Origin of the sequence: Ideonella margarita, from assembly GCF_038066635.1 — a bacterium.
Taxonomy (GTDB): domain Bacteria; phylum Pseudomonadota; class Gammaproteobacteria; order Burkholderiales; family Burkholderiaceae_C; genus Ideonella; species Ideonella margarita.
In genome coordinates this window covers 127,087-152,656 of the sequence record NZ_JBBUTI010000007.1, presented here as the reverse complement: position 1 = coordinate 152,656, position 25,570 = coordinate 127,087, and the positions used below count along the sequence as shown (strand labels likewise).

Annotated in this window: 20 protein-coding genes; 13 read left to right on the top strand and 7 right to left on the bottom strand. The window is 66.8% G+C overall.

Annotation, left to right across the window (positions count from 1 at the left end):
- The 4 genes from kynB to AACH00_RS11670 all read left to right on the top strand — a co-directional run bounded on the left by kynB (nt 1) and on the right by AACH00_RS11670 (nt 4,766).
- Entirely contained in the window at nt 1–663 is a 663-nt protein-coding gene (gene kynB, locus AACH00_RS11685) for an arylformamidase (protein ID WP_341399317.1), read from the top strand.
- Between the two features lie 11 nt (nt 664–674).
- Nucleotides 675–1,973 carry a kynureninase gene (gene kynU, locus AACH00_RS11680; protein ID WP_341399316.1) on the top strand — a complete coding sequence of 433 codons (1,299 nt, stop codon included), beginning with the start codon at nt 675–677 and terminating at the stop codon, nt 1,971–1,973.
- A 1-nt stretch (nt 1,974) separates the two neighbouring features.
- Entirely contained in the window at nt 1,975–2,838 is an 864-nt protein-coding gene (gene kynA, locus AACH00_RS11675) for a tryptophan 2,3-dioxygenase (protein WP_341399315.1), read from the top strand.
- A gap of 119 nt (nt 2,839–2,957) precedes the next feature.
- Nucleotides 2,958–4,766 (top strand): aminopeptidase P family protein, encoded by a 1,809-nt coding sequence (locus AACH00_RS11670; RefSeq protein ID WP_341399313.1) that lies wholly within the window; start codon nt 2,958–2,960, stop codon nt 4,764–4,766.
- Between the two features lie 117 nt (nt 4,767–4,883).
- Here AACH00_RS11670 and ettA read toward each other — a convergent pair whose 3' ends face one another.
- Complete coding sequence (gene ettA / locus AACH00_RS11665; RefSeq protein WP_341399312.1) at nt 4,884–6,548, bottom strand: energy-dependent translational throttle protein EttA; 1,665 nt, start codon at nt 6,546–6,548, stop codon at nt 4,884–4,886.
- A 362-nt stretch (nt 6,549–6,910) separates the two neighbouring features.
- Here ettA and AACH00_RS11660 point away from each other — a divergent pair, with 362 nt between their 5' ends.
- Entirely contained in the window at nt 6,911–8,476 is a 1,566-nt protein-coding gene (locus tag AACH00_RS11660; protein WP_341399311.1) for a M4 family metallopeptidase, read from the top strand.
- Nucleotides 8,477–8,569: 93 nt separating this feature from the next.
- On the opposite strand, the gene AACH00_RS11655 is transcribed toward AACH00_RS11660, so the two are convergent.
- The gene (locus AACH00_RS11655) at nt 8,570–10,969 is read right to left on the bottom strand and encodes a putative bifunctional diguanylate cyclase/phosphodiesterase (RefSeq protein ID WP_341399310.1); all 2,400 of its coding nucleotides are present in this window, start codon (nt 10,967–10,969) and stop codon (nt 8,570–8,572) included.
- Between the two features lie 303 nt (nt 10,970–11,272).
- Between AACH00_RS11655 and AACH00_RS11650 the strand changes: the two genes are divergently transcribed.
- Together AACH00_RS11650 and AACH00_RS11645 are read left to right on the top strand one after the other, a co-directional pair.
- Nucleotides 11,273–12,742 carry a DEAD/DEAH box helicase gene (locus tag AACH00_RS11650; RefSeq protein WP_341399309.1) on the top strand — a complete coding sequence of 490 codons (1,470 nt, stop codon included), beginning with the start codon at nt 11,273–11,275 and terminating at the stop codon, nt 12,740–12,742.
- A 306-nt stretch (nt 12,743–13,048) separates the two neighbouring features.
- Entirely contained in the window at nt 13,049–14,860 is a 1,812-nt protein-coding gene (locus tag AACH00_RS11645) for a methyl-accepting chemotaxis protein (RefSeq protein ID WP_341399308.1), read from the top strand.
- On the opposite strand, the gene AACH00_RS11640 is transcribed toward AACH00_RS11645, so the two are convergent.
- The 4 genes from AACH00_RS11640 to AACH00_RS11625 all read right to left on the bottom strand — a co-directional run bounded on the left by AACH00_RS11640 (nt 14,861) and on the right by AACH00_RS11625 (nt 20,660).
- On the bottom strand, nt 14,861–15,763 hold the full coding sequence (locus AACH00_RS11640; RefSeq protein WP_341399307.1) for a 2OG-Fe(II) oxygenase: 903 nt from the start codon (nt 15,761–15,763) through the stop codon (nt 14,861–14,863).
- Between the two features lie 33 nt (nt 15,764–15,796).
- On the bottom strand, nt 15,797–16,582 hold the full coding sequence (gene yaaA, locus AACH00_RS11635) for a peroxide stress protein YaaA (protein ID WP_341399306.1): 786 nt from the start codon (nt 16,580–16,582) through the stop codon (nt 15,797–15,799).
- 68 nt (nt 16,583–16,650) lie between these two features.
- Nucleotides 16,651–17,388: an esterase gene (ypfH, locus tag AACH00_RS11630; protein WP_341399305.1), complete on the bottom strand. Its 738-nt coding sequence runs from the start codon at nt 17,386–17,388 to the stop codon at nt 16,651–16,653.
- Nucleotides 17,389–17,483: 95 nt separating this feature from the next.
- Nucleotides 17,484–20,660 (bottom strand): error-prone DNA polymerase, encoded by a 3,177-nt coding sequence (locus tag AACH00_RS11625; protein ID WP_341399304.1) that lies wholly within the window; start codon nt 20,658–20,660, stop codon nt 17,484–17,486.
- Nucleotides 20,661–21,046: 386 nt separating this feature from the next.
- Here AACH00_RS11625 and AACH00_RS11620 point away from each other — a divergent pair, with 386 nt between their 5' ends.
- The 6 genes from AACH00_RS11620 (at nt 21,047) to AACH00_RS11595 (ending at nt 23,926) form a co-directional block, all read left to right on the top strand.
- Nucleotides 21,047–21,571 (top strand): GNAT family N-acetyltransferase, encoded by a 525-nt coding sequence (locus AACH00_RS11620; RefSeq protein ID WP_341399303.1) that lies wholly within the window; start codon nt 21,047–21,049, stop codon nt 21,569–21,571.
- 130 nt (nt 21,572–21,701) lie between these two features.
- The gene (locus AACH00_RS11615; protein WP_341399302.1) at nt 21,702–22,241 is read left to right on the top strand and encodes a GNAT family N-acetyltransferase; all 540 of its coding nucleotides are present in this window, start codon (nt 21,702–21,704) and stop codon (nt 22,239–22,241) included.
- A 27-nt stretch (nt 22,242–22,268) separates the two neighbouring features.
- Nucleotides 22,269–22,661 carry a GNAT family N-acetyltransferase gene (locus AACH00_RS11610; RefSeq protein ID WP_341399301.1) on the top strand — a complete coding sequence of 131 codons (393 nt, stop codon included), beginning with the start codon at nt 22,269–22,271 and terminating at the stop codon, nt 22,659–22,661.
- 56 nt (nt 22,662–22,717) lie between these two features.
- Nucleotides 22,718–23,161 carry a hypothetical protein gene (locus AACH00_RS11605; protein WP_341399300.1) on the top strand — a complete coding sequence of 148 codons (444 nt, stop codon included), beginning with the start codon at nt 22,718–22,720 and terminating at the stop codon, nt 23,159–23,161.
- Nucleotides 23,158–23,553 carry a VOC family protein gene (locus AACH00_RS11600; RefSeq protein WP_341399299.1) on the top strand — a complete coding sequence of 132 codons (396 nt, stop codon included), beginning with the start codon at nt 23,158–23,160 and terminating at the stop codon, nt 23,551–23,553. The genes AACH00_RS11605 and AACH00_RS11600 overlap by 4 nt, the downstream gene beginning before the upstream one ends.
- Nucleotides 23,554–23,569: 16 nt before the next feature.
- Complete coding sequence (locus AACH00_RS11595; RefSeq protein ID WP_341399298.1) at nt 23,570–23,926, top strand: DUF1304 domain-containing protein; 357 nt, start codon at nt 23,570–23,572, stop codon at nt 23,924–23,926.
- A 34-nt stretch (nt 23,927–23,960) separates the two neighbouring features.
- Here AACH00_RS11595 and AACH00_RS11590 read toward each other — a convergent pair whose 3' ends face one another.
- Nucleotides 23,961–25,355 (bottom strand): glutamine synthetase family protein, encoded by a 1,395-nt coding sequence (locus AACH00_RS11590; RefSeq protein WP_341399297.1) that lies wholly within the window; start codon nt 25,353–25,355, stop codon nt 23,961–23,963.
- Nucleotides 25,356–25,570: the final 215 nt, after the last annotated feature.

Sequence of the window (25,570 nt, the reverse complement as noted above, 5' to 3'; positions counted from 1 at the left end):
ATGCAAACCGCTCCTGCTTCACGCCCCCCGCACGCGCCGCGCCGACTGTGGGACATCTCGCCGCCGGTGCATGCCGGTGCGCCCGTGTTTCCCGGCGACACGGCCTATCAGCAGACCTGGGCCGCCACGCTCGGCCCGGGCTGCCCGGTGAACGTGGCCACCATCACCCTGTCGCCGCACGTGGGCGCCCATGCCGACGCGCCGCTGCACTACAGCCCGGACGGTGCCACTGCCGGTGAGGTCAGCCTCGACGCCTACCTCGGCCCCTGCCGGGTCATCCACGCGATCGACGTCGGCCCGCTGGTGCTCATCGCACACCTGCAACACGCCGTGGAGCATCTGCCCCCCCGCGTGCTGGTGCGCACCTACCAGCAGCAGCCCCAAGACGCGTTCGACAGCGCCCTGCCCGCCTTCCACCCTGACACGCTGAGCTGGCTGGCCGACTTGGGCGTGCAACTCGTCGGCATTGATTCCGCCAGCGTGGACCCGGCACACAGCAAAACCCTGGACGCCCACCAGGTGCTGCGGCACCGCAACCTGCGGGTGCTTGAAAACCTGCTGCTCGACGACGTGCCCGAAGGCGACTACGAACTCATCGCCCTGCCCCTGAAACTCACCACCGCCGACGCGTCGCCCGTGCGCGCCGTGCTGCGCGAACTCTGAAAGCCAAGCCCATGACCGATCACCTGAACCAACAGAGCCGCAGCGACTGCGCCGCCCTCGACGCCGCCGACCCGCTGGCCCACCTGCGCGAGCAATTCGACCTGCCCGAGGGCGTGAACTACCTGGACGGCAACTCGCTGGGCGTGCTGCCCGCAGCCACCGCAGCCCGCGTGCAGGCCGTGGTGAAGCATGAATGGGGCACCGGCCTGATCCGCAGCTGGAACGACGCCGGCTGGATCAACCTGCCGCAGCGCGTCGGCGACAAGATCGGCCGCCTGATCGGCGCTGGCCCCGGTGAAGTGCTGGCCGCCGATTCAACCTCGCTGAACCTCTACAAGGTGCTGAGCGCGGCGATCGACCTGGCCCGCGGCCAAGACCCGAGCCGCAAGGTCATCGTCTCCGAGCGCAGCAACTTCCCGACCGACCTCTACATCGCCCAATCGCTGGCGCAACAGCACGGCATGACGCTGGAGCTGGTGCAGGCCCACGAGGTGGATGCCCGCCTGCAGGCCCGCGATGTGGCGGTGTTGATGCTGACCCAGGTGAACTACCGCAGCGGACGCATGTTCGACATGGCGGCAGTTACCGAAGCGGCCCACGCGGCCGGCACGCTGACGATCTGGGACCTGGCCCACTCGGCCGGCGCCGTGCCGGTGGACCTGACCGGTGCCAAGGCCGACTTCGCCATCGGCTGCGGCTACAAGTACCTCAACGGCGGCCCGGGCGCCCCGGCCTTCGTGTGGGTGAACCCGGCCCATGTGAACCGCGGCAGCCAACCCCTGAGCGGCTGGCTGGGCCACGCCGCCCCGTTCCGTTTCGACACCGGCTACACGCCGGCTGCGGGCATCACGCGCTACCAGTGCGGCACACCATCGGCCATGACGATGGCGGCCCTGGAATGCGGCGTCGACACCCTGCTGGCTGCCGAACCGCTGGGCGGCATGCGGGCGCTGCGCGCCAAGTCGCTGGCCCTGTCCGAGCTGTTCATCGCCCAGGTGCGTGAGCGCCTGGCGCACCACCCGCTGAGCCTGGCCACGCCCGAAGACACCGCCGTGCGCGGCAGCCAGGTCTCACTCGGCTGCCCCGAGGGCGGCTACGCCGTGATGCAGGCGCTGATCGCCCGCGGCGTGATCGGCGACTTCCGCGCAGGTGACGGCACCGCCGCCGAGCCCGACCTGCTGCGCTTCGGCTTCACCCCGCTCTACACCCGCTTCGTGGATGTGCACGACGCCGTGACCGCGCTGGTCCAGGTTTTGGACAGCGGCGAATGGCGCGAAGCCCGCTTCAACCAGAAAGCCGCGGTGACCTGAGATGAGCTGCCCGCACCACCAACCCGACAGCCGCGGCGAAGCCATCGTCCGTGACGAAGGCGCACAGCTCGATTTTTCGAGTTCGATGAGCTATGGCGACTACCTGCAGCTCGACGCCATCCTGAACGCGCAGAAGCCGCTCTCGCCCGACCACAACGAGATGCTGTTCATCGTGCAGCACCAGACCAGCGAGCTCTGGATGAAGCTGATGCTGCACGAGCTGCAGGCGGCCATCCGGCACATCGCCACTGATGATCTGCCCTCGGCCTTCAAGATGCTGGCCCGGGTCTCGAAGATCATGGAGCAGTTGGTGCACGCCTGGGACGTGCTGGCCACGATGACGCCGCCCGAATACTCGGCGATCCGGCCCTACCTGGCAGCCTCCAGCGGCTTCCAGAGCTGGCAGTACCGCTGCATCGAATTCAGCCTGGGCAACAAGAACGCCGCCATGCTGCGCCCGCATGAACACCGGCCTGACCTGCTGGCCACGGTGGAAGCCGCCTGGCGCGCGCCCAGCCTGTATGACGAGGCCCTGCGCCTGATGGCCCGGCGCGGCATTGCCGTGCCCACCAGCCACACCGAGCGCGACTGGACGCAGCCCTATCAGGCCAGCGAAGGTGTCGAGCAGGCCTGGCTCACCGCCTACCGGCAGCCGCAGGCGCACTGGGACATCTACCAGCTGGGCGAAGAGCTGACCGACCTCGAAGACGCCTTCCGGCTCTGGCGCTTCCGCCATGTGACGACGGTCGAGCGCGTCATCGGCTTCAAACGCGGCACCGGGGGCACCGGCGGCGTGAGCTACCTGCGCAAGATGCTCGATACCGTGCTGTTCCCCGAAATCTGGTCCCTGCGCACCAGTTTGTGAGGCCAGACCCCGGCTGAAACGCGCTTAGTTCAGCCGGGGCCTCTCTAGAATGCGGGCGAACATCGTCACCACGGCGCTGCGCTGACCCCTGCGCGGCTGCCCCTGCCCGGAGCCACACCATGGACACCCGCACCGCCCCCGCCCGCCTTCGCATCGCCCGCCTCCGTGAGGTGATGGCGCAGCACCAACTGGACGCCGTGCTGGTGCCCTCGGCCGATCCGCACTTGAGCGAATACCTGCCGGCACACTGGCAAGGCCGCGAGTGGTTCTCCGGCTTCACTGGCTCGATGGGCACGCTGGTGGTCACCACCACCCAGGCTGCCGTGTTCGCCGACAGCCGTTACTGGGTGCAGGCCGAGGCTGAGCTGGCTGGCAGCGGCATCGACCTTGTGAAGATCGCCACCGGCGCGTCGCTGCACCACCTGAACTGGATCGCCGACAACGTGGCCGCTGGCCAGCGTCTGGGCGTCGATGGGCAAGTGCTGGGCCTGGCGCAAGCCAAGCTGCTGAGCGACACCTGCGAGCGCGCCGGCATCGTGCTGGTCACCCAGGCCGATCCGCTGGCCGATGCCTGGGCCGACCGGGCCGACCTGCCTGCCGCTGCCATCTATGACCACAAGGCGCCCCACGCGCCGCTGGCCCGCCCGGCCAAGCTGGCCCAGGTGCGTGAAGCCATGGCTCGCCACGGTGCAACGCATCACTTCGTATCCACCGTGGACGACATCGCCTGGATCACCAACCTGCGCGGCGCCGACGTGGACTACAACCCCGTCTTCCTGGCCCACCTGCTGATCAGCCACACGCAGGCCACGTTGTTCGTGGGCGCAGGCAAGGTGCCGGCCGATCTGGCCGCCACGCTGGCTGCCGACGGCTTCACCCTGGCCGACTACGCCGAAGCCGCAACCGGCCTGAGTGCCCTGCCCACCAACGCCGTGCTGCTGGTCGACCCCAAGCGCGTGACACTGGGCCTGCGCGGCGCCGTGCCGGCGGCCGTGAAGGTGGTGGAAGCACTGAACCCGAGCACGGTGGCCAAGAGCCGCAAGACGGCCGCCGAAGCCGCCTTCGTGCGCAATGCCATGGCCGAAGACGGCGCAGCGATGTGCCACTTCTACGCCTGGTTTGAAGCCGCGATGGCGCGTGGTGAGCGCATCACCGAAATCACCATCGACGAGAAGCTGAGCGCCGAGCGCGCCAAGCGCCCGGGTTTCGTCGGCCTGAGCTTCCCGACCATCGCCGGTTACAACGCCAACGGCGCGATGCCGCACTACCGCGCCACGCCTGAATCACATGCCGTGATCGAAGGCAACGGCCTGCTGCTGATCGACTCTGGCGGCCAGTACCTGGGCGGCACCACCGACATCACCCGCGTCTGGCCCGTGGGCCAGATCAGCGCCGATCACAAGCGCGATTTCACGCTGGTGCTCAAGGGCACGATGCAACTCAGCCGCGCGCAATTCCCGGACGGCACGCTCAGCCCGATGCTCGACGCGCTGGCGCGCGCACCGCTGTGGGCCGAGAGCCTGGAATACGGCCACGGCACCGGCCACGGCGTGGGCTACTTCCTGAATGTGCATGAAGGCCCGCAGTCGATCAGCAAGGCGATTCCGGATGCCTCGATGGCGATGGCTGCCGGCATGATCACCTCGATCGAGCCCGGCCTGTACCGCCCGGGCCGCTGGGGTGTGCGCATCGAGAACCTGGTGCTGAACGTGCCGGCCGCCGCCAGCGAGTTCGGCGAATTCCTGAAGTTCGAGACGCTGACGCTGTGCCCGATCGACACGCGTTGCCTGGACATGGCCTTGATGCGCGCCGACGAGATCGCCTGGCTCAATGCCTACCATGCTGAGGTGCGTGAGCGCCTGGCACCGCTGGTCAGCGGTGATGCGCTGACCTGGTTGCTGACCCGCACCGAGCCGCTTGCGGCCTGATGTTCGTCATGGCCTGACGCAAGCAACTGATTGAACCGCCCATGAAAAGAAGCCGCCCCATCGGGCGGCTTTTTGCTGCTGCGCCCGCAAGCGCAACTGACCGGGCTGGCCGGTGAATTACTTCAGCGGCTTGAAGCGCACGCGCTTCGGACGCGCACCTTCTTCACCCAGACGCTTCTTCTTGTCGGCTTCGTACTCCTGGTAGTTACCGTCGAAGAAGAACCACTGCGAATCGCCTTCGCACGCCAGGATGTGGGTGCAGATGCGGTCCAGGAACCAGCGATCGTGGGAGATGATCATGGCCGAGCCGGCGAATTCCAGCAGCGCATCTTCCAGCGCGCGCAGGGTTTCAACGTCCAGGTCGTTGGACGGCTCGTCCAGCATCAGCACGTTGCCGCCCTGTGCCAGGGTCTTGGCCAGGTGCAAACGGCCACGCTCACCACCCGACAGGCTGCCCACCAGCTTCTGCTGGTCGTTGCCCTTGAAGTTGAAGCGGCCGAGATACGCACGGCTGGGCATCACGAACTTGCCGACGACGATGTTGTCGAGGCCACCCGACACGTCCTGCCACACGGTGTTCTCTGCGGCCAGGCCTTCACGGCTCTGGTCAACAAAGGCCAGCTGCGCGGTCTTGCCGATCTTGACCTCACCGGTGTCCGGCTGCTCGACGCCCTGGATCATGCGGAACAGCGTCGACTTGCCGGCGCCGTTCGGGCCGATGATGCCGACGATGGCGCCTGCAGGCACCTTGAAGCTCAGGTTGTCGATCAGGCAACGGTCACCGAACGACTTGGTGACATTGGCGAACTCGATGACTTCATTGCCCAGGCGCTCGGCCACGGGGATGAAGATTTCGTTCGTCTCGTTGCGCTTCTGGTATTCGACGTCGCTCAGCTCTTCGAAGCGGGCCAGACGGGCCTTGCTCTTGGCCTGGCGGCCCTTGGCGTTCTTGCGCACCCATTCCAGTTCGACCTTCAAGGCCTTGGCGCGGGCGTCTTCCGTCTTCTGCTCGGCTTCCAGGCGCTTGCCCTTGGCGTCCAGCCAGTCGGAGTAGTTGCCCTTGTACGGGTGGCCGGCACCGCGGTCGAGTTCGAGAATCCACTCGGCGGCGTTGTCGAGGAAGTAGCGATCGTGGGTGATGGCCACCACGGTGCCCGCAAAGCGGCTCAGGAACTGCTCCAGCCAGTCCACCGATTCGGCGTCCAAGTGGTTGGTCGGCTCGTCGAGCAGCAGCATGTCAGGCTTGCTCAGCAGCAGGCGGCACAGGGCCACGCGGCGCTTTTCACCACCCGACAGCTTGCCGATGATGGCGTCCCAGGCCGGCAGGCGCAGTGCGTCAGCGGCCAGCTCCAGCTGGAGGTCGGTGTTTTGTGAGCCGGCGGTGGCGATGATGGCTTCCAGCTCGCCCTGCTCGGCGGCCAGCGCGTCGAAGTCGGCGTCTTCTTCGGCGTACAGGGCGTACACCTCGTCGAGGCGCTTCTTCGCGGCAAGCACGCCACCGATGCCCTCTTCCACCGCTTCACGCACGGTCTGGTCGGGGTTCATCACCGGCTCCTGCGGCAGGTAGCCGATCTTGATGCCGGGCATCGGGACGGCATCGCCCTCGATGTCCTTGTCGACGCCCGCCATGATCTTCAGGAAGGTGGACTTGCCTGAACCGTTGACGCCCAGCACGCCAATCTTGGCGCCGGGGAAGAACGACAGGGTGATGTCCTTCAGGATCTGCCGCTTCGGCGGCACGATCTTGCCGACGCGGTTCATGGTGAAAACGTATTGCGCCATTTTTCTTTCGAGCTCTGACAACCGGGGTTGGGGACGGGGCGTGTGGCCCTCCGACGGGGCACCTGGATGCGTGCCTGCGCCGTGATGGCAGACGCCGAGGATGGCGTTGCCGCGGTCTCTGCCCTGGCTGGGGCACCGACACGGTTTGCGGGTAAACACGGGATTCAGGCCGGATTATCGCCGCAGCGCCGGACTTTGGTCGCAGAAGGTGTTGCAGGCATGCGTTTCGCTTGGGAAAACCCGCAGCGGTTTTGTTACACAAGACGCATCCAGCGTCACAGAATCGTCAGCGACGGCCCTGTCACCGCAGAAGCAGTCAACACCCTTCTCACAAACAACTAGTTACCTGAGGAACTCTGACCGTGAAATTCACCCCCGTTTCCGGATCTTCAGCGCTTATCGGCGCCGTTCTTGCCCTGGTTTCTTCCACCTCCAACGCGGCCGACCTGGCTGCTGCGGAAGCACGCGCCCGTGGCCACATTGCCGCCGAGTCCGCCCGGACGATGCACGACGCGCAGCACAGCTACGCCGCCCGCGACGTCATCATTGATGACGACGGCACCGAACACGTGCGCTTTGATCGCCAATACAAGGGCTTGCGTGTCATTGGCGGCGACCTCGTGGTGCACAGCCACGCAGACGGCCGCTTCAAGGGCAATTCACAAACCCTGGCCAAGTCGCTGCGCCTGTCGACCCAGCACAAGATCAAGGCCTCCGAAGCTCGTGCAGCCGCTGTGGCCGCCCACGGTGGCGAGGCCCAGAAGGTCAGTGAGAAGGTCATCTATGCCCGTGGCGACAGCCCCGTGCTGGCCTGGGAAGTCCGTGTCAACAAGGCGCAGGCCGACGGCACGCCGAGCGAGTTGCACGTGATCGTGGACGCTGCCTCCGGCGCGGTGCTGGAGTCGTGGGACGACATCCACACCGCCGCGGCCAACGGCACCGGCACCGGCTACTTCAGCGGCAACGTGGCCCTGACCACCGACCTGGTCAGCGGCACCTACTACCTGCGTGACCCGAGCCGCGGCAACACCTACACGACCAACATGTCGAATGGCACGACCGGCAACGGCACCGTGTTCACCGACGCGGACAACGTGTGGGCCAACGGCCTGCTGAGCAACACCGCCACCATCGGCGTGGACGCGCAGTACGGCACCGCCGTGACCTGGGACTATTACAAGAACGTCCACGGCCGCAACGGCATCGCCAACAACGGCGTCGGCGCCTACAACCGCGTCCACTACAGCAGCGGCTACAACAACGCGTACTGGTCGGACACCTGCTTCTGCATGACCTACGGCGACGGTGACGGCACCACCTTCAACCCGTTCGACTCGCTGGACGTGGCTGGCCACGAGATGACCCACGGCGTGACCAGCCGGACCGCCAACCTGACCTACTCCGGTCAGTCTGGCGGCCTGAACGAGGCCACCTCGGACATCTTCGGCACGATGGTCGAGTACTACGCAGCCAATGCGAACGATGCCCCCGATTACAAGATCGGCGAGAAGCTCTACAAGAGCGGCACCGGCGCCCTGCGCTACATGTACAGCCCGAACCTGGACGGCAGCTCGGCCGATTGCTACTACAGCACCATCGCCAACCTGGACGTGCATTACAGCTCGGGCGTGGCCAACCACTTCTTCTTCCTGCTGGCTGAAGGCACCGCTGGCGCAGGCATGCCCACCAGCAAGACCTGCATCACCGGCAACAAGCTGAAGGCCACGGGCACCGCCAGCCTGACCGGCATCGGCCGCTCGCCGGCCGCGAAGATCTGGTACCGCGCGCTGACGGTCTACATGACCTCCAGCACCACCTTCAAGGGTGCCCGCACGGCCACCCTGAAGGCCGCGACCGACCTGTACGGCACGGGCTCCACGCAGTACAACGCCGTGGCTGCCGCCTGGTCGGCCGTGCTGGTGAACTGACCGCCTTCAGCCAGCAGCCTCGGGTGCGGTGACACCCTTGGCCACCTGGCCTGAGATCAAAAAAAGGGGCCTGGAAACAGGCCCCTTTTGCGTTCAGGTGTAGCTCTGCCCGCTGCCGTCCAGCATGTCCAGCGGCATGGGCAGGCTCAGCGGCAGCTCGCCGGGCTCGGGGCGCGCATGCAGGTGCCAGTGCGCCATCAAGTCGTGCAACTCGGCCACCGGCATGGGGCGGGCCACCAGATAGCCCTGCATGTCCTGGCAACCGGCGCGCCGCAAGATCTCGAGCTGCGCGGGCTCTTCAACGCCCTCAGCCACAGTGCGCATGCCCAGCACCTTGGCCAGGTCCACGATGGTGCGCACGATGGCGCGGGCGTCATGCTGGTTCAGCAGCTCCCGCATGAAGGCGCGGTCGATCTTCATCGTGTCGAACGGGAAGCGGCGCAGGTAAGCCAGCGACGAATACCCCGTGCCGAAATCATCGAGCGCGATCTGCACGCCCAGGTCTTTCAACGCATGCAGGTTGGCCAGTGCCTCCGGGGTGTCGTCGATGAAGATGCCTTCGGTGATCTCCACTTCCAGCCGGTGCGGCGCCAGCCCCGACGCCTGAAGGGCACGTCGAACATCGTCCAGCATGGTCGGGCGCATCAACTGCACCGGCGAGACGTTCACCGAGACCGACAGACCGGTCAGCAGCGCCTGCGCCTCGATGCAGGCCTGCGTCAGCACCCACGCACCGATCTCGCCGATGACGCCGCACTTTTCAGCCACAGGAATGAACTCGGCAGGCGAGATGTGGCCCAGCTCGGGATGCCGCCAGCGCAGCAGCGCCTCGGCACTCACCACCTGCCAGCCTTCGATGTCGACGCGAGGCTGCCAGTGCAGGCAGAGCTCACCACGGCGCAGCGCGTCACGCAGGGCCTGCTCGATGCTGACCAGGCGGCGGTTGCGCTCGCCCAGCCATGGCGCGAAGTATTCGCAACGCCCTCGCCCACCCTCCTTCGCGGCGTACAGGGCCAGGTCGGCATTGCCCAGCACTTCGTCGATGGTGCGGCCATGATCCGGAATCAGCGCCACGCCGATGCTGGCACCCACCGACACCGAGCGGCCCAGCACCTCGCCGGGCGCATTCAGCACCTGCAGCAAACGACTGGAGAGCTGCTCGACTTCGCTGTCACTGCGCACGTCGTCCAGCAGCACCGCGAATTCATCACCGCCCAGACGCGCCACCAGATCGCTGCGGCGCACCACCGACTGCAGGCGCTGCGCCACCAGCACCAGCACCCCGTCGCCCACCGAGTGGCCCTGGGAATCGTTGATCAGCTTGAAGTTGTCGAGGTCCAGGCACAGCAAGGCACAGCGGCGCGGCGGATCGCCCCCGGCGCTCACCGCCTGCGACAGCCGGCTGCGCAACTGCTCGCGGTTGGCCAGCCCGGTGAGTGAGTCGAAATGCGCTTGCCAGGTCAGGCGCTGATGCGCCAAGCGCTGCTGCGTCACGTCGGCGATCACGCCGCGCCAACCGACGGAGCGGCCGGCCTCATCCAGCAATGGCTTGGCCGTGAGCGACCACCAGCGCTGCGCCTGCTTGAGTTGCACCTGCAGCAGGACGTCGCGGAAAGGCTTGTCGAGCAACAGCGCGCGGCGCAAGGACTTGGCGCCCTCGCCGTCAGCACCGTCGACGATGCGCTGGGTCAGGGCTTCCAGCATGCTGATGCGGCCGAGCTCCTGCTCGCTGGTTTCCAGCAACTGGCTCAACTTGGCCGACGGATTGAGAAAGCGACCACGGCGGTTCACCTCCCACAGCACGTCGGTCGAATGTTCTTCGAAGTCACGCAGCAGCAAGGAGACCATCTGGCTCTGGCGGGCGGCATCGCGCTCACTCGTCAGCCGTGCATTGGCCTGGCGGGCCACGGACCGCACACCGGCCGCCAGGACCAGCGCATAGACCAGCAGCAGCAAGGCGAGGCCGACATAGATCGGGCTGGGCAAACGGACCAGGGCGACACCTGAGCCAAGCGCCAGCACCAGCACCCAGGCGATGCTGGCCTGGGGAATCACGGCCAGCACGAAGGCCCCCGCACTGAGCATGCCGCAAACGGTGACGGCCAGCAGCATCTGCTGTGGCGGCGCCAGCAGCCCCATCCACAGCGCCGGGGGCACAGCCCAGACCAGCGCCAGCACACCGGCATGCCAGGTGGCCCGGCGCATGGCACGAGGCGACACGCGCGACGGCGCCTTGGCATGACGCGCCCACGACAACCAGGCGGGCAGGCAGACAAGCGCCAGCGCAGCCAGCCACGCCGCCATCATCCAGGCCGGCACCGAATGCGCCAGCGCGACCCACACCAGCAACGCGTTGAGCGCGTTGGCGCCCATCATCACCGGGGTCTGGGCAGTGAGGCTGGCAAGGTGTTGCGCACGCACTTCCGCCGACACCGTGTCACCGGAACGGTAGACCTGCATGTCGGCATGCCAGGACGTCAACCAGCGATGCATCAGCGAAGTTTTCGCCACGGCGTGGAACTCATGGGTGGGCGGCGTGTGAATCGCCGCGGGCTGCGAGGGCGGATAACGCTCTTATCGGCCGCTGCTTTCATAACTGTAATCGGCAATAACCAAGCGGGCTCAACGCCGCACTGTTAAACTGCGCAACAGTGATCACAGGCATCCAGCCGCAGTGGTCGCATGTCGATCCTGACAACGGCGCGCTCCCAACGCGCTGATTTTTTCCCCGCCAGGCCCCTGGCTGGCGCCCGGACCCCTCCGGGACGATGGGCCGGCGACGCTCCTGTGAGCTCCATGACCTTTGAAACTCTCGGCTTGGCCGAACCCCTTGTGCGCGCTGTGCTCGAACAAGGCTACACGACCCCGACCCCCATCCAATCGCAGGCCATTCCTGCGGTGCTGAACGGCGGCGACCTGCTCGCCGGCGCCCAGACCGGTACCGGCAAGACCGCCGGCTTCACCCTGCCGACGCTGCACCGTCTGGCTGCCGCCGGCCCGAAGAAGGACGCCCGCGGCCGCACGGCCATCCGCGCCCTGATCCTCACCCCCACCCGCGAGCTGGCAGCCCAGGTGGAAGAAAGCGTGCGCATCTACGGCAAGTACCTGCCGCTGACCAGCATGGTGATGTTCGGCGGTGTGGGCATGGGCCCGCAGATCGAACGCCTGCGCCGTGGCATCGACATCCTGGTGGCCACGCCCGGCCGCCTGCTCGACCACCACCAGCAAGGCACGCTCGACCTGTCGCACGTCGAAATCTTCATCCTCGATGAAGCCGACCGCATGCTGGACATGGGCTTCATCCATGACATCAAGAAGGTGCTGGCCATCGTGCCGAAGCAGAAGCAGAGCCTGCTCTTCTCTGCCACCTTCAGCGACGAGATCAAGGCCCTGGCCGACCGCCTGCTGAACCAGCCGCAACTGATCGAAGTGGCGCGCCGCAATGCCACCGCCGAGACCATCGCGCAGAAGATGCACCCGGTCAGCCGTGACCGCAAGAAGGAACTGCTGGCCCACCTGATCCGCCAGGGCAACTGGCACCAGGTGCTGGTGTTCACGCGGATGAAGCACGGCGCGAACCGCCTGGCCGAGTACCTGAACGACCAGGGCATCAGCGCCATGGCCATCCACGGCAACAAGAGCCAGGGTGCCCGCACCAAGGCCCTGGCCGAGTTCAAGAGCGGTGACCTGCAAGTGCTGGTGGCCACCGACATCGCCGCGCGCGGCATCGACATCGACCAGTTGCCGCACGTCGTCAACTTCGAGCTGCCGAACGTCTCGGAAGACTATGTGCACCGCATCGGCCGTACCGGCCGTGCCGGCGCCCAGGGCGAAGCCGTGTCGCTGGTCTGCGTCGACGAGGACCAGTTCCTGCGCGACATCGAGAAGCTGATCAAGCGCGCCATTCCGAAGGAAGTCGTGCCCGGCTTCGAGCCGAACCCGAATGAAAAGGCCGAGCCGATCGTGCTGGGTCGTCGCATGACGATCGGCGTGGGTGCCGGTGGCGGCGGCGGCCGTGGTGGCCGCTCCGGTGGTGGTCGCCCGCAAGGTGGCGGCGGCCGTGACGGCGGCGCGCGGGGTGAGCCCCGTCAAGCCGGCGGCCCGGGCCGTGGCGGCGCAGGTGGTGGTGGTGGTGGCGGTGCCGGTGGCGGCCGTCCGCAAGGCAGCGGTGGCCGTCCGCAAGGCGGCGGCGCTGGCAGCGGCCCTCGTGGCGGTGGCGGCGGCGGTGGTCGCGGCGGCCCTCGTGGTGGCGGCAGCGCACGCTGACCCCCTGCCCGCGCGGTGATGCAGTTCACCGCGTCTATGGCCTCTACGCAACGCGCCCTCATCAGGGCGCGTTTTTCATTGTTGTTGCAGCTTTTAGCAGTTGCGAAATAGCGACGGTTTGTGACGCTGTTCGTCCCAATGCCCCTACAGCGAGGCAGGGACACTGTGTGCAACTTCAAGACAAAGCGTCCGTGAATGCGGGTGCATGGCTGAAGTTGATGGCGTTTCGTTTCGCGCCGCCCCGACTGCCGGCAGCCCCAGTGCCAGCCGAAGGTCCACAGTCAACAAAGAGGCATACAGCGAACCATGCGAGTCAATCTGCCCGTCACACAGCGCGACTATCCCTTCCCGGCCGGCGAGACCCTGGTGTCCACCACCGACCTGCAGGGACGAATCCTTTACTGCAATGCAGCCTTCGTGGCCGTCAGTGGCTTCGAGAAAGCCGAATTGCTGGGGCAACCGCACAACATGATCCGGCATCCGGACATGCCGGAAGATGCCTTCCGCGACATGTGGGCCACCATCGCCCAGGGCCACCCGTGGTCGGGCATGGTGAAGAACCGCCGCAAGAACGGCGACCACTACTGGGTCCTGGCGAATGTCACACCGCTGACCGACAGCCAGGGGCAGGTCACGGGCTACATGTCGGTGCGCACCGAGCCGGCCCAGGGCAGCATTCCCGATGCTGAAGCGCTCTATCAGAAGCTGCGTGACGAAGCACAGTCCGGCCGCCACACCATCAAGCTGCATCGCGGCCAGGTGGTATCCACCAGCGGCATGACCAACTTCACGCGCAACCTGCGCCCGGGCCTGCGCGGCAAGATGACACTGACCGCCGCCGGCATCGGTGCACTCGGCTTCTTCCTCGGCGAGTTCGAAGCCGGTGGTCTGTCACACCTCGAGTTCTCGGAAATCTGGCTCGCCACGGGTGCCATCGGCATTTGCGCCTTTGTGGGTGGCTGGTACCTGAAGAAACTGGTGGCAGTGCCCGTGCTGCGGCTGGTGGACTTTGCCAACCAGATCGCGGGCGGCAACCTCACCCAGACCATCACGAACGACCGCGAAGACGAGATCGGCTACCTGACCACGGCGCTCTCGCAACTCAACGTGAACCTGATGTCCATCGTGCGTGATGCCCGCAACGGCGTGCTGCAGATGCGTGAAGGCACCGGCATGATTGCCGAGGGCAACCAGAACCTGTCGGGCCGCACGGAATCGCAGGCCAGCAGCCTGGAAGAAACGGCGTCGTCGATGGAGCAGATCACCAGCACCATCCGCCAGAGCACCGACATGGCCGTGCAGGCCGCCAGCCGCGCCGACAGCGCCCGTGGCGTGACCGAACGCAGCGGCCAGGCGGTGAATGCGTTGTCAGCCACGATGCACAGCATCAGCGAGGCCTCGCGCAAGATCAGCGAAATCATCCAGGTGGTCGACAGCATCGCCTTCCAGACCAACATCCTGGCCCTGAATGCCGCCGTGGAAGCAGCGCGTGCCGGCGAGCAAGGCCGCGGCTTTGCGGTGGTGGCAGGCGAAGTGCGCGCACTGGCGCAACGCACCTCGGTGGCTGCACGCGAGATCCGGGGGTTGATCCAGGCCTCGGTCGAGCAGGTGGACGAAGGCGGCAAGCAGACCGACGCTGCCAAGGGCGCCATGAGCGAGGCGCAGCAGGCGGTTGATGACGTGCACAACTTCATCCAGCAGATCAGTCACGGCATGCGCGAGCAGATGCTGGGTGTTCAGCAGATCAACCAGGCCGTGGCAGACATGGATTCGCTGACGCAGCAGAACGCCGCGCTGGTCGAGGAAATCGCCGCCTCGGCGACCCAGTTGAACCAGCAGGCCGCAGATGTGGCTGCCTCGGTGGGCGTGTTCCAGATCAAGGGTGGCAAGCCGATCGAACAGGTCTCGGCGGTGGCCTTGCGCAAGGCCCAGAAGGCTGCCAACGCCTCTGACGCGTCAGCCGGATCTGCAACGACATCCAAGCCTTCCGCCAGTGCAGGCGCGAAGAAGCCAGCAAGTGCAAGCTCAGCCCCGCGCGCACTGCCTGCGCCAGCGCCGGCCCGTCAGTCCAACAGCGCCGACCCCGTCAGCGCCGACGGCGACTGGGACACCTTCTGATCAGTTGAACTCGCCCTGGCGCAGCCACTTGGTGGCCACCCACTTTTCACCGGCGATCACCGGTGCGCCGGCGTGCAGGGTCAGGGTGGCGGCGTCAGGCCGGTCGTAGCTGAAGAACACGGCGTTGCCCTTGATGGGGCCGACTTCCAGGCCCACGTCGGGGAAGGTGGTGCCGCCGCCCTTTTCAGGCGTGTTCAGGTACATCACCAGCGTGCCCACACGCTGGCCACCCCGCGCGAGGATGGTCGACGCCCCTGGCTGCAGCGGGTCGAAATAATCGTGGTGGGCCTGGTACTCGGCGCCTGGCAAATAGCGCAGCACCTGCAGACCTTCGCCGTTTTCCACCGGCCAGTTCAGCAGGGTGGCAATGCGCCGCTCGATGCGCGTGCACAGCTCGAACTCACCGCGGCTGAAGAACATGCCGTCGCTGGTGCGGGCGTGGTTGACTTCGCTGCCGCCGGTCTCGTTCACCACCGTCTCCGAGCGGGTCAGCCGTTTGGCGGCCAGCGCCACCAACTCGTCGCATTCTTCATGCGAGAGAAAGCCGCCCAGCACCACCACGCGCGGCGCATCCATCTGCATCAGCACCTGCACCTGCCGGTCACCGCCATTGAGGTGGCTCGGGTGCTCCGCCAGCAGCGGCACGGGCACGGCCGAGCCCTCACGCAGTTCGGCCATCCGCGCCTTGTTGGCCAGATGTGCAGACAAGGTGTCTTCCATGGCCCGGATGGCCACGTTTTCATGCCATCCGGTGGCCAGCATCGCCGCCAGCACGTCGGCCGGCTGACAGCCCGACTCGGCCTGGGCAATGATCCAGTCACGCAACTCCGGGCTGGCTACCTGGATGCCGCGCGGGTCAGCCTGGGTTGAACGAATCTCGGAGGAGTAGCCGGCCTTGCTCATGGGTGGATGGGGGCGTGCGTTGCAAAAACGGGTTCAGTCTGCCAGCTGGCGGCGAAAGACCAGGCGGTCCGGCTCGCTCAGGGCTGGCTGGAAAGCATACCCTTCGCTGTCGAAGGCTTCCAGTGCCGCCACGCTCTGGGCGCGCTGGCGAATGATCCAGCGGGCCATCAGGCCGCGGGCGCGCTTGGCGTGGAAGCTGATGATCTTCCACTGGCCGTTCTTGTGGTCCTCGAACACGCACTCGACGACGCGGGCCTTCAGGGACTTGCGCAGCGCAGCCTTGGCATATTCCTGCGACGCCAGGTTCACGATGACCGGCGTGGCCGCACGCGCCTGACGCTGGTTCAGGTAGGCCGCCAGCGTGTCGCCCCAGTAGCCGTACAAGTCTTTGCTGGTGCCCACAGGCAGGCGGGTGCCCATCTCCAGGCGGTAGGGCTGCAAGCGGTCCAGCGGGCGCAGCACACCGTACAAGCCCGACAGGATCACCACATGATCCTGCGCGAAGGCCCAGTCCTCGTCGTCGAAGCTGCTGGCTTGCAGGCCCTCGTAAACGTCGCCATTGAAGGCGAGTGCTGCCGGTCGGCTGTTGGCATCGGTGAAGCGCCGCGACCAGGCGCCATAACGCGCCACGTTCAGCTGCGCCAGCGGGTCAGACAGATCCATCAGGCTGGACACCTGCGCCGGGTTGAAATGCTTAAGCACGTCGATGAGGCCGGCGGCCTGGTCCACCATCAGCGGCCGGGTGGCGCGGGCGGCCAGGGCCGGCGGCACCGGGGTTTCGTAGTCCAGCGATTTGGCGGGAGACAGCAGCAGCAGCATCGGTGACGGAGAACAGGTTGGCGGGAAATTCAGCAGCGTCGCGGCGGGGGCCACAGCCCCCGGGCGCATCAGTCTTCGCGGTCGCCGTCGACCCGGCCAGAGGCCTGGGTCTGGGCCTGGGCCTGTGCGTGCCCCATGGCCGCCATCCAGGAGCGGTACGGGATGTGGTTGCGCAGGCGGAAGATGGCCTGGTTGAACAGCACGCCGTTGATCTCGTGGCCGGCACCTTCGGCGATGTCGATGGTGGCGTCGGCTTGCAATTCCGCCAGGCGCTGCATCGCGTCCTTGGCATGCTGCACGTCGATCACCGGGTCAGCACCACCATGGAAGAAGTGCAAGGTGGTCATCTTCGGTGCCACCAGCGGCAGCGTGGCGTAACGGCCGGCAAAGGCCAGCACGCGGCCGGCGATGCCGTCTTCAAACTGCGCCAAAGCCAGCGACATGATCGCGCCCTGCGAAAAGCCGATCAGCGCCGTGGCCTGCTGGCCCAGGCCCGTGGCCTGCTGCGCCGCATGCACCGTGTCAGCCAGCGGCTGCAGCGCGGGCGCCAGGCGCGCGGCCCGGTTCTCTTCGGTGATGCCCGCCAGCGAAAACCACTGACGACCCAGGCCGCTCGGGTCGCCATCAAAGGGCTCGAAGCCATCAAACGCCAGGATGGCCGCCTGCGGAAACTCGCGGCGCAGCATCTCGGCCAGCGGCACCATGTCGGCGGCATTGGCGCCAACGCCGTGCAGCAGCAGCAGGAGTTGTTCGGGGCGGCCGCTCTCGGGCAGCCATTGCAGGGTCTTGACGGCAACTTGGTCCATGGCTGAATTGTCGCCGCAGCCAAGGGCTTGCGCTGGCGCGGGGTGTTTGAGCTGATGGGCGGGGCCGTGGGGGCGACAGCGCCCTGGTGGCGGCGTCAGTGGAAATCGCGGCTGCGGGTGGTCAGCCCGTGCAGCATGGCGCTGTGGTCAACCAGCTTGCGGGCGATCAGGTGGCGCACCGCGCCCTCTTGCTGCCAGATGCCGAACACCGTCAGCAGCCGCGCGCCCAGCAAGGGCTGGCGCTGCGCCTCGGCCACCTGGGGCCAGACGATGACGTTGATCTGGCCAGTGTCGTCTTCGAGCGTCACGAAAACCACGCCGCGCGCGGTCTCGGGCCGCTGCCGGTGGGTGACCAGCCCGCTGGCCCGCGCCAGCTGCCCGGGGCGGCATTGCAGCAACTGCTGCGCCGTGAGCACCTTGAACGGCGCCAGCTGCGCGCGCAGCAAGGCCAGCGGGTGGTTGTCCAGTGACAGGCCGGTGCGCCGGTAATCGGCCAGCAACGCCTGGCCCGCCGTGGGCGCCGGCAGCACCGGCACGTCGGGCTCCACGGTGCGGCTGGCGTGCAGCAGCGCCGTGGGGCGGGTGTCGATGCCGGCCACGGCCCAGGCGGCTTGTCGCCGGTGGCCCGCCAGCCCTTGCAGCGCATTGGCATCGGCCAGCAGCTTCAGGGCATGGGCATCCAGCGCCGCCCGCCGCGACAGGTCTTCCACGCTGGCGAACGGCGCTTCCAGGCGTGCCGCCACGATGCGCGCCGCCGCCTCTGCCCCCAACCCGCCCAGCCGGTTCAGGCCCAGGCGCACGGCGTGGTGGGGCTCGCCTGCCACAACGTGCAAGGTGCTGCCGGCGTCGCTGTGCTGCACATCCAGCGGCCACACCGTCACGCCGTGGTTGCGTGCATCGCGCACCAGCTGGGCCGGGGCATAAAAGCCCATGGGCTGGCTGTCGAGCAAGGCCGCCAGAAAGGCGTCGGGGTGGTGGCATTTCAGCCAGGCGCTGACATAGACCAGCAGCGCAAAACTGGCCGCGTGGCTTTCAGGAAAGCCGTACTCGCCAAAGCCCTCGATCTGCTTGAAGATGGCCTCGGCGTACTCCGGCTGGTAACCCTTGGCCACCATGCGCCCCACCAGCTTCTGGTGAAACGGCCCGAGGCCGCCCTTGCGCTTCCAAGCCGCCATCGCGCGGCGCAGCTGGTCGGCTTCGCCGGGCGTGAAGTCCGCTGCCAGGATGGCCAGCTGCATCACCTGTTCCTGGAAGATCGGCACGCCCAGCGTGCGCGCCAGCGCCTGCCGGGCCTCATCGCTCGGGTAGGTCACCGCCTCCTCACCGGTGCGGCGCTTCAGATAGGGGTGCACCATGCCGCCCTGGATCGGCCCGGGCCGAACGATGGCCACCTCGATCACCAGGTCATAAAAAGTGCGTGGCTGCAGGCGGGGCAGCATGCTCATCTGGGCCCGGCTCTCCACCTGGAAAACGCCCACCGAATCGGCCTGGCACAGCATCTCGTAAACCGCGGCGTCTTCGCCGGGCACGTCCTGCATGCGCAGGCTGCCGGGCAGGCCCTGCTTCACGCCCACCCAGGCGAGCGCGCGGCGGATGGCGCTCAGCATGCCCAGCGCCAGCACGTCGACCTTGATCAGGCCCAGCACGTCGAGGTCATCCTTGTCCCACTGGATGACGGTGCGGTCGGCCATGGCGGCGTTCTCGACCGGCACCAGGCGGGCGATGTCATCCCGGGCGATCACGAAGCCGCCCGGATGCTGGCTGAGGTGGCGAGGAAACCCGAGCAGCTGCATCGTCAGGTCCATCCAGAGCTGGCACAGCGGGGCCTCGGGGTCGAAGCCGTTTTCGCTCAGCCGGTCGGGATCGATGCGCTTGCCGTCGAACCAGTGCTGGCTGCGCGACACGGCGTCGATGCGGTCCAGGTCAAACCCCAGCGCACGACCCACATCACGCAGGGCCGAACGGGCGCGGTAGCTGATGACCACACCCGTCAGCGCCGCGCGCTGGCGTCCGTATTTGCGGTAGATGTACTGGATGACCTCTTCGCGCCGCTGGTGCTCGAAGTCGATGTCGATGTCGGGCGGCTCGTTGCGCTCGGCGCTGATGAAGCGCTCGAACAGCACGTTCATGCGGGACGGGTCCACCTCGGTGACGTGCAGGCAGTAGCACACCGCCGAATTGGCCGCGCTGCCACGCCCCTGGCACAAGATGCCCTGACCACGGGCCCAGTGCACCAGATCGGCCACGGTGAGGAAGTACGGCTCGTAGCCCAGCTGGGCGATCAGGCCGAGCTCATGCTCGACCTGCGCCTGCACATGGGCCGGCACACCCGCCGGAAAGCGCTGCGCCGCGCCCTGCTCGGTCAACACGCGCAGCCAGCTGGTGGGCGTGTGCTGCTCGGGCACCACTTCGCGCGGGTACTCATAACGCAGCTCGTTCAGCGAAAACGCACATTGCCCGGCCACCGCCACCGTGGCCTCCAGCCAGGCGGGCGGGTACACATCCAGCAGGCGCTGGCGCGAGCGCAGGTGCGCCTCGGCGTTGGGCTCCAGCGCCAGGCCGCAATCGGCCACTGGCAGGTTCAGCCGCGTGGCCGTGAGCACGTCTTGCAAGGGCTTGCGCGCCCGGCTGTGCATCAGCACATCACCGGCCGCCACGATGCGCAGGCCGGTGGCCTGTGCGGTGTGCTCGACCGCCGTGAGCAACTCGTCATCAAACCGCCGGTGCCGCACGGACGCCACCAGCGCCACGCGCTCCGGCCCGAACCAGGTCTTGAGCCACATGGCGTGGGCAAACAGGGTTTCGAAGTGGACCGGCGTATCCAGCGAATCGTCGGGCACCAGCAGCGCGATGCAATCAGGCAAGCCGGCCAGGTGCGGCATGTGCGGCACCCGCCCCTCCAGGTCAGACGGGTGCGCCAGATAACTGCCCTTGCCGGCACGCCGGCGCGCCACCGTGATCCACTGCGCGAGGTTGCCATACCCCCGCCGCGACATGGCCAGCAGCACCAGCCGGGCATGCGGCAGCACGGTGCCCTGCGGGCCCTGGGCGGGCAGCGTGAGGCGCATCTCGGCCCCGACGATGAGGTGCAGGCCCAGCTCCTTGGCCCGGCCATGGGCCCGCACCACGCCCGACAACGAGGCCTCGTCCGTCAGGGCCAGGGCGGTGTAGCCCAGCTCATGGGCGCGCTGCACCAATTCTTCAGGGTGCGAAGCGCCCGTCAGAAAACTGAAATTGCTGCGGCAGTGCAGCTCGGCGTAGGCGGGAAGCATGAGGGACAACGAGGAACAAGGCGGACGGTGCCCGGGCACGGGCCGGATCGGGGGCGCGGTTGGGAGCGCGGTTGGGAGCGCGACCGGGCACCATCGGATCTGGCGGGCCAGGCAAGCAAAATACTGTTTATCTGTACAGTATGCGGATGCTCGGGGGGCAGCGTCAAGCGCGGGGCGAAAACCCGTTGAGCGGCGTTAGCATGCCAACGTTGTGCAAGCTCGGGCCGATGTTGCAAGGCTGACTTGCGCCGGGTAAACACGTCAGCCAACGCCATCCATGCGCATTCACATCACCGGGGCATCTGGAGGCGGCGCCACCAGGCTGGTGCGTCAGGTACTGTCCAATCCAGTCGCCCACAGTGCTGCCAGGCCGCAGATCAAAGCTCATGAAACGCCTTCCCGCTGATTTTCAAATCCGCCGATTGACGGCCGCTGATGCAGAAGCCTTTTCGGTGCTTCGGCGCAAGGTGACTCAAGCGAACCCAGTGCCGATGGGCTTGGCGCTCGATGAAGAGTTGGGGCGACCGATCCAGGGGTTCAGAGACCAGCTGTCGTATCCCGATCCAAATGCAGCGTTCGGCGCATTCATCGGTGGCGAGCTCATCGGAAGTGCAGCAGTGGCGTGGCCCAGCAAGTTCCCGTCTTCGCGTCACAAGACAACGCTGTGGGGCGTCTTCGTTGCGCCTGAATGCCGCGGCATGGGCGTCGGCCGAAAGGTGGTTGCACAGGCGGTGGACCATGCCTTTGAAAACGGCGTGCGCCGAATCAATCTGCAGGTCTATGTGCCCAACGCAGAAGCCATCGCGCTCTACCTGTCGATGGGCTTCATGGAGTACGGACGTGAACCAGAGGCCATCTGCCTCGACGGTACGTTTTACGACGGCGTTCATATGAGTCTGCTTCGCCAGTGAGGCCGAAAATCCAGCACGGTCCCCGTCAAGTTCCAGCTCGAACATGGTCAAGTGAGCATGACGGCGTTGCTGCCGTTGCCTGCGCCCTGTGTTGCACACCGGTAAGCTCTTTCACCCGACACCCAGCGTCATGACATCGTTCTCCATCCGCCACGCCGAGAAGTTCCCCGAGCCAGGTTTCTCTGAGTTGAACCGTGCCGTGTTCGTCGACATGCAGCAGCCCTCGATGGAGTGGGCGTCCACGCTGGCCGCTGAGACCGCCGCGGCTGCACCCGCAGAGCAGCAGGTGCACAGCCCGATGCACCGGCTCGGCGCCTATGTTCAGGACGAGCTGGTCGGCTGGACCTGCGGCTGGATGGAGCGCGGAAATGTCTTCTACGTGGCCAACAGCGGCGTCCTTGCATCGCACCGCCGCCAGGGCATCTACACCGCGCTGATGTCCGCGATTCGGGAGCACGCCAAGTCGATGGGCGCGGTCGCGGTGCGGTCTCGCCACTCGGTGATGAACAACCCCGTCATCATCGCCAAGCTGCGGGCCGGCTTTCACATTTCAGGCCTGTCGCATTCCGCCCAGATGGGCACGCTGGTGGAGATGACCCTGCACTTCTTCCCCGAACGGGAAGCTCTGTTCCGCGAACGCGCCCTGCCGTATGTCGTGCCTGTGGCTTGAGTGCTTCGCCGACACCACACCAACGCCATGATCGTCCGAGACCTCGTCCCATCCGAATTGCCATCGGTGCACCAGCTCTTGTGTGCCAACGGCTGGGCGCACCGGGTCGGCTCGCTGCACGAGTTCGAGCTGCTCATTGCCGCCAGCCAGCGCACGGCTGTCGCCACTTCGGAGTCCGGCGAGATCATCGGCTTCGCTCGTGGCATCACCGACGGTATTTCCAACGGCTACCTGTCCATGGTGGTCGTGGCGGCGGCCCATCGCAGGCAGGGTGTTGGCCAGGCCCTCGTTCGCCATGTCATGGGCACGAACACCAGCATCAGCTGGGTACTGCGCGCGGGGCGGGAAGGCGCTGATGCGTTCTTCAGCTCGCTGGGCTTTTCAAGATCGACTGTGGCGATGGAGCGCACGCGTGGGTGATGTGACGCGCAGATCCCCAAGAAGGCTCGTGTGAACGCTGAGCCAGAATGCGCGCCATGACGCTGGTTTCCGTGCTTCGACCCCGCCCCGTCCGTGTGCTGCTGGCAGCGCTGGCGTTGGCCATTGCCTTGGTGTTCGGCGTGCCCTGGGGCTTGTACGCCTGGGGACTGAGCCAGTTCGGGGAGCAGCGCCCTGCACTGCCTGGCCAGTTGCTGAGCACCGAGCAGCAAACCGCGCTGTGGCAGCAGATGGGCGCCGATGGCTTACCCGCCATGGTCATGCTGGACCCGGTGAGCTACGTGATGTCTGCGGCCAGCCAGAGCCCGCCGCCACCGTCCACCGCCGTGGCCTGGCGGGTGGCCTCCAGCTTCACCCGGCAAACCCTGGGCGCCGAGCACTCGGTTCGGCTGCACATCGCCAGCACCGCCATGGCGATCTGGCTGACGCGCCACCACACCCTGGCTCAACTGTTGAGCCAGATGGCGGCCACGACACCATGACAGCACCCGCGCCACACGGCATGGTCATCTACGCCTGCAACAAGGCGCAGATGACGGCCTTCTACCAGCGCACACTTAGCCTGCAACTGCGCGCTTCGCACGACAGCCATGATCTGCTGGCCGGGCCTGGTCTGAGCCTGGTCATCCACGCCATTCCTGCGGCCATCGCACAGCAGATCAGCCTCACCACCCCGCCCGCCTTGCGGGAAGACACGGCCATCAAGCCGATGTTTGTGGTCGCTGATCTGGCCATCGTCCGGCGCGAGGCAGAAGCCACGGGTGGCGGCCTGCAACCTGACTCACGGGTCTGGCAAATGAACGGCCACACGGTGCTCGACGGCTGGGACCCGGAAGGCAACATCGTGCAGTTCCAACAAGTTTCCCCCTCCTGAAAAGAAAGAAGTTTCCATGTCGCTGCTTGCACAAATCGTGGTCGGCCTGATCGGCGCCCTGCACGTCTATATCCTCGTGCTGGAGATGTTCATGTGGAACACGCCGCGTGGTCGCAAGGCCTTCAACCTGACCCCGGAATTCGCCGAATCCACCAAGGTGCTGGCGGCCAACCAGGGGCTCTACAACGGCTTCCTCGCCGCGGGCCTGTTCTGGGGTCTGAGCATGGGCCCGGCCGGTCGCCCGGTGCAGGTGTTCTTCCTGCTGTGCGTGCTGGTGGCAGGCCTGTACGGCGCCGCCACGGCCAGCAAGAAGATCCTGTTCATCCAGGCCGTGCCCGCCACCCTGGGCCTGGTGCTGGTGGCGTTGTCCTGAACCGGCCTCGACGACCTCTACGGTCTTTGCGGCCTCAAGCCGCTTCGAGCAGATAGGCCATGTCCCACTGCTGGCGCGGATCGGCCAGCAGGCGGCGCTCGTCGTGCTCATGCCGCTTGATGGCCACCAAGGCCTCCACCAGGGGCGAGCCCAGCAAGCCGCGCAGGGCCTCGCTGCCAGCCAGTGCGTTCAGTGCGTGCGGCAGATTGGCCGGCAGGGCCAGCGCGTCCGGCTGCCCGGGCACGGGCAAGGCGCCCTCACGCAGGCCCAGCAGGCCCAGGCCCAGTGTGGCGGCCACCGTGAGGTACGGGTTCGCGTCGCCGCCGGGCAGGCGGTTTTCAATGCGCCGGCTGCTGCCGCCAGACGCAGGGATGCGGAACGCGAGCGAGCGCGCCTCATGGCCCCAGCTGGCATGCGAGGGCGAGGCATCACTCAACGCGATGCGGTCAAACGCCATGTCGTGCGGAGCGAACAAGGCCATGGCTGCCGGTGCATGCCGTTGCAGGCCGGCGATGAAGTGGTGCAACGCCGGGCTGTCTTCTCCGGCGGGGGTGGCAAACACATGCGGCCAGGTGGCATCTGCCGGCCTCTGCACGCTGAAGTGCCAGTGCATGCCGGTGCCCGGCAAATCGAGGAAAGGCTTGGGCGCAAAGCTGGCCATGAAGCCGTGGCGCAAGGCCACCTCACGCGCCAGCCGCTTGAAGCGCCAGACGGCATCGGCCTGCGCCAGCGGGTCGCCCGGCGCGAAGTTCACTTCGTATTGCGACAGGGCCGACTCGTGCGCGTGGCCGGTCATCGGGATGCCCAGCACTTCGCACGCCGCGTAGAGCTCATCAAAGTACGCATCAAAGTGGCTGGCGCGCTCCAGGCACAGCACCTCGGTGACGCGTTCGCTGGCGCCGGCGTGGCCGTAGGGCTCTGCCGCGCCCAGCACCACCTGCCCGTTGTGTTCGGTGCGCTTGAGCAGGAACATCTCCAGCTCGGGCGCCGCCAGGGCCTGCAAGCCTGCCGCCCGGAACTGGGCCAGCACATGCCGCAGCGCCGCGCGCGGTGACAGCGCCTGGATCGACATCTCGCCCCCCTGCACCGCCAGTTGCCCCACGGGCTCGCAGATCACCGTGGCTTCACCCGGGCGGCCCGGGCGCGGTGCCAGGGTCGCCAAATCGGGCACCAAGCGCACATCAGCGTAGTCCTCGGGCAACAGCGGGCCGAACACGGCGTCGGGCTCGCCAGCGGTCAAGGTCAGGCCGAACACCACCGAGGGCAACCGGCAGCCGGCCATGCCTACGAAGTCAGACGCGGCCACCACCTTGCCACGGGCCAGCGACGTGAAATCACCAACGGCACATTCCACCCGGCGCGCCGGAACCCGCTCCAACGCGGCACGCAGATCGTCAGTGGAAGGCAGGGGCAACGGGGTTCGGCTCATGAAACTTGCAACATCAAGATACGGGCTGATGATGATAGGTGGCGGTGCCCCGTGACTTTGTTGGCATGATGGGGGCCTATGCCGAACTTTTCGATCTTGTCGCTGCCTGCGGCCGCCACTCTGGCGCCCGCTCTCGCTGCGCAGACGACACGTCGACGCCCGGCAGGCTTCGCGGTGGCCGGGAAACCGCAGCCCTCCAGCGGCAGCACCTTGCT

What these genes read in the sequence shown, in the direction of transcription:
- AACH00_RS11655 (WP_341399310.1), bottom strand. Translation starts at nt 10,969, where the DNA reads ATGCATCGCTGGTTGACGTCCTGGCATGCCGACATGCAGGTCTACCGT.
- AACH00_RS11640 (WP_341399307.1), bottom strand. Translation starts at nt 15,763, where the DNA reads ATGAGCAAGGCCGGCTACTCCTCCGAGATTCGTTCAACCCAGGCTGAC.
- kynA (WP_341399315.1), top strand. Translation starts at nt 1,975, where the DNA reads ATGAGCTGCCCGCACCACCAACCCGACAGCCGCGGCGAAGCCATCGTC.
- AACH00_RS11600 (WP_341399299.1), top strand. Translation starts at nt 23,158, where the DNA reads ATGACAGCACCCGCGCCACACGGCATGGTCATCTACGCCTGCAACAAG.
- yaaA (WP_341399306.1), bottom strand. Translation starts at nt 16,582, where the DNA reads ATGCTGCTGCTGCTGTCTCCCGCCAAATCGCTGGACTACGAAACCCCG.
- kynU (WP_341399316.1), top strand. Translation starts at nt 675, where the DNA reads ATGACCGATCACCTGAACCAACAGAGCCGCAGCGACTGCGCCGCCCTC.
- AACH00_RS11595 (WP_341399298.1), top strand. Translation starts at nt 23,570, where the DNA reads ATGTCGCTGCTTGCACAAATCGTGGTCGGCCTGATCGGCGCCCTGCAC.
- ypfH (WP_341399305.1), bottom strand. Translation starts at nt 17,388, where the DNA reads ATGGACCAAGTTGCCGTCAAGACCCTGCAATGGCTGCCCGAGAGCGGC.
- AACH00_RS11645 (WP_341399308.1), top strand. Translation starts at nt 13,049, where the DNA reads ATGCGAGTCAATCTGCCCGTCACACAGCGCGACTATCCCTTCCCGGCC.
- AACH00_RS11605 (WP_341399300.1), top strand. Translation starts at nt 22,718, where the DNA reads ATGACGCTGGTTTCCGTGCTTCGACCCCGCCCCGTCCGTGTGCTGCTG.
- ettA (WP_341399312.1), bottom strand. Translation starts at nt 6,548, where the DNA reads ATGGCGCAATACGTTTTCACCATGAACCGCGTCGGCAAGATCGTGCCG.
- AACH00_RS11650 (WP_341399309.1), top strand. Translation starts at nt 11,273, where the DNA reads ATGACCTTTGAAACTCTCGGCTTGGCCGAACCCCTTGTGCGCGCTGTG.
- AACH00_RS11620 (WP_341399303.1), top strand. Translation starts at nt 21,047, where the DNA reads ATGAAACGCCTTCCCGCTGATTTTCAAATCCGCCGATTGACGGCCGCT.
- AACH00_RS11625 (WP_341399304.1), bottom strand. Translation starts at nt 20,660, where the DNA reads ATGCTTCCCGCCTACGCCGAGCTGCACTGCCGCAGCAATTTCAGTTTT.
- kynB (WP_341399317.1), top strand. Translation starts at nt 1, where the DNA reads ATGCAAACCGCTCCTGCTTCACGCCCCCCGCACGCGCCGCGCCGACTG.
- AACH00_RS11590 (WP_341399297.1), bottom strand. Translation starts at nt 25,355, where the DNA reads ATGAGCCGAACCCCGTTGCCCCTGCCTTCCACTGACGATCTGCGTGCC.
- AACH00_RS11615 (WP_341399302.1), top strand. Translation starts at nt 21,702, where the DNA reads ATGACATCGTTCTCCATCCGCCACGCCGAGAAGTTCCCCGAGCCAGGT.
- AACH00_RS11670 (WP_341399313.1), top strand. Translation starts at nt 2,958, where the DNA reads ATGGACACCCGCACCGCCCCCGCCCGCCTTCGCATCGCCCGCCTCCGT.
- AACH00_RS11610 (WP_341399301.1), top strand. Translation starts at nt 22,269, where the DNA reads ATGATCGTCCGAGACCTCGTCCCATCCGAATTGCCATCGGTGCACCAG.